This is a genomic window from Mucilaginibacter sp. P4_E8, assembly GCF_056401495.1.
The window spans coordinates 1-3,382 of the sequence record NZ_JBFUJG010000274.1; the positions used below are offsets into that span (position 1 = coordinate 1).

Sequence of the window (3,382 nt, forward strand, 5' to 3'; positions counted from 1 at the left end):
CGCTTTAAGTTTAACCAAATCTCAGTATGGTTTTTGGCTCGAAGGAAATTCTTTAATTGAATTCACCTTAAAAGATACTTTTATAATTACGCCTGTAGACTTTTTTGACAAATTTAAGGCATATGTACATGATGAATTAACAAGACATAATTTAGATTTCGTTTATGACATAGAATTCAAGGATAGATTCTATCTAGTTCAAAAACCTAAATTTAATTCACTTATAGAAACGTTTGATGGTATTAAACCAGCCAGCTTCCTCCTTGAACAATTAAGTGAATCTGCTCTTAAATTGCGATATAACGAAATTTTAGCTGCTAGTCCTGACATTCCGAAAGTTGGTAATGATATTTTACGTCTTTTTCAACACGCATTCTCTTTGGACCTAGATAAGCTTGCTGATGATAAGGAATTTAAGAATGAAAGTGCATTTTTGATCAATAATCATATTTCAAGAATTGATTCTGTTAGAGTTAAGAATTTTTATTCAATTAAGGAGCTTAATTTAGAAAATCTTTGTTCTACAAATGAAATTTATTTGCTTGGTGAAAACGGCGATGGTAAATCGCTAGTCTTAATGGCTATTTTTTTGGCATTTAATCAATATTTTGTAACCGAAAATACTGAACAAGAAAAAACCGGAAAGATTAAAGATCTTATACAGGACAATAAAGATTTACTATTAATCGGATCAGACGAGGCCGGTGATATATATGGTAAACGGAAAAACTGGTTAAATCAATTTTTTGCATATGGAGCTCATCGTGGCAGATATAGTACTGATAATGCCGACAAGTATGGGTTTATGAGTTTATTTGATGGTGATCAAGTATTAACACATCCAGTATCCTGGTTAAAGGACAGAAAACTCGCCGAATTTCAAAATCAAAAAAATGAAGTTACTGAGGATAGTACACCAAAAGATGAGCAATCGATAGTTTCACTAACGGTATCTTCAATTCAGGAAATGCTATATGAAATTTTAGAGAAAAATGTCAATGTTGAATTTGAAGGTACTGAAGTTTATTTTTATGAAAAAGGAAGCAAGTTAAAATTTGATCAGTTATCTGAAGGGTATAAAAGCGTAATAATTTTTGTTTGCGATTTAATATTTCGTTTGGTACAAAATCAGCCAACCGTAAAGTCAATCCAAGATTTAAAAGGAATTGTAATGGTGGATGAAATTGATTTGCATCTACATCCAAAATGGCAGTTCAATATTGTGAAAAAATTACGCGCGCTTTTTCCAAAAATTCAATTTATTTTTAGCACACACAGTCCTGCAATTATCCAGGGGGCCTCTGAAGATGCTATTATATATCGAGTTTTTAGAAATGCTAAGGATGGCCAAACGAAAATTAGTGATGCTTATCATAGAAAGAATTTAGATCATTTGATGATTAATTCATTAGTTACTTCACCTTTATTTGGTATGGATAGTGCAAGAATGAATGTCGCTGATAATGATGCTGATACTAGCGACAGCTTTCTTCTTTATAAAATAAATAAAAAAATTGGTGACGAATTATCTAAAAGAAAAAATGAAGGCAAAGAGTTTATTAGTGAAGCTGAAATAGACGATTTAATAGACAATATATTTAAAGAAGATTTAGGGGATGATCAAAATTAATAAGGATTTACTCAATATTCCTGAATCACTTAAGCCTGCTACAGAAGATTTCTTTCCCTTACCTGGTTTGCCACCAAAGCCTTCAATAACGACCAGCAATCATAGACTGAAATTCATCAACGATGGCTCTTACACTGATAGCGGCAAGTATAACGACAGATATAAATATGCAGATGTACGATCGGCACTCGCATTAATTTACCATGGAAAGTGTGCCTATTGTGAGCAAAAAGTAGAGCAGACCCATGTAGAACATTACAGACATAAAAATAACTATTATTGGCTTGCTTATTCTTGGGACAATCTCTTATTGGCCTGCCCTCATTGTAATGAATATAAAGGCGTAAACTTTGAACTTGAGGGAGTGAAAGTCACTTTCGTAAATACTCTGGCTAATATAAGAAACATAAATTCCCTATCAGCTTCTTACGATTTTCGTGAATTACCTAAAATGGTTAACCCAGAAATAACAAATCCGGTTACCTATATTGTTTTTGAACAGAGTGGAGCGATTACTTCAAATAATACAAGATTTGCATATACAATTGAAAAATGCAAGCTCTCTCGGACTTATTTACGTGATGAAAGAAGAAAACTGCTAAATGACTTTAGAGATGACATTGCAGCAGAACTGTTACTTGAAAATAAAGATCGACGAATAGCCGGGATCCAGGCATTAATCGCAAAATTCAAACGTGATTCTGAGAAGATTGATAACCCTTTTTTAGCATATAGACGATTTGCAATAAAACATAACTGGTTGAAGATAGTAATTAAAGAGTTATTGCAAAACCACGCCTAGCAAGCCTTTCTAAATAAGAATCCTCCAAACGACAATCGCAATAAATATTTTTATGACACCTAAACCATACGTATGGCAGATGATTAAATCGGCAATAGATTATCTAAACGGTTCTGCCACCTATGGAGATATCAAAAATTACATAAATGAAAATTGGAGCAACGTTAACCAGGATACAATTACCGCTCAAATAATTGTATTAACGGTAAATCACGATTCAAGAATTCACTATCCTGAAAACAATAAACCAAGGCTGACAAATTCAGGTTCAAAGTATGATTTACTTTATACTACCGGCCGAGGTAGGGTTGTGTCTTACGCTCCCACCGTACACGGTATTTGGGAGATTTATATCGATAGCTTGAATAAGCTTGGAGTACAAAAAAAACGAGATCTTGAAACCAAAACTTTTACTCCTGACGATATTATTTGGTTTAAAAATGTAAGTAATACTTTGGATGGTGAAGCTTATTTGAGTGAAATCAAAAATGATTTTATCCTTCATTTTCCAACAAAACATAAAACAAATGCTTTAAGTCCCGCCGTAAATGAATTAATACTTATTTATCAAAAGGTACATGGAGTTAAATCTTTTACTCATATAGTTACTCCGGTTGATAGTAAACTAGATGAAAATGGTGAAAGGCCCGATTATAAATATGGAAGAAAGGTTAAGGTTATTGCTCAAACACCAATAGATGAAATCATTGAAGTTTCATCTACGAAGTGGAGACATGTAAATTTAAGTGGTGTATCGCAGGGTAACGCGTGTGAAATCAACAACATGAAGGGGGGTGAATATAAAGATGTCCTAAAATTAGATATCTGGAATAAGTTTTCAGACTATTTTTTGGGCGAATTTCAACAGTCAGTTGTGGCTACAACTTGTATTTTAAATGAGTTATCGGGAATCAGTCCCCAATTATCTGTTATGGAAGGGGAATTAAAAC

3 protein-coding genes are annotated in these 3,382 nt (G+C 33.1%); all 3 read left to right on the forward strand.

What is annotated here, in order from left to right; translation table 11 throughout:
• Positions 1-1,630, forward strand: a 1,630-nt coding sequence (locus AC1DRQ_RS30280; RefSeq protein WP_477429663.1) for an AAA family ATPase, incomplete at its 5' end; no start/stop codon positions are given.
• Positions 1,617-2,432 carry an HNH endonuclease gene (locus tag AC1DRQ_RS30285; RefSeq protein ID WP_477429665.1) on the forward strand — a complete coding sequence of 272 codons (816 nt, stop codon included), beginning with the start codon at positions 1,617-1,619 and terminating at the stop codon, positions 2,430-2,432. The genes AC1DRQ_RS30280 and AC1DRQ_RS30285, both read left to right, overlap by 14 nt.
• 52 nt (positions 2,433-2,484) lie before the next feature.
• Positions 2,485-3,382 (forward strand): DUF7669 domain-containing protein (locus tag AC1DRQ_RS30290; protein WP_477429667.1); only part of this gene is annotated, 898 nt, incomplete at its 3' end.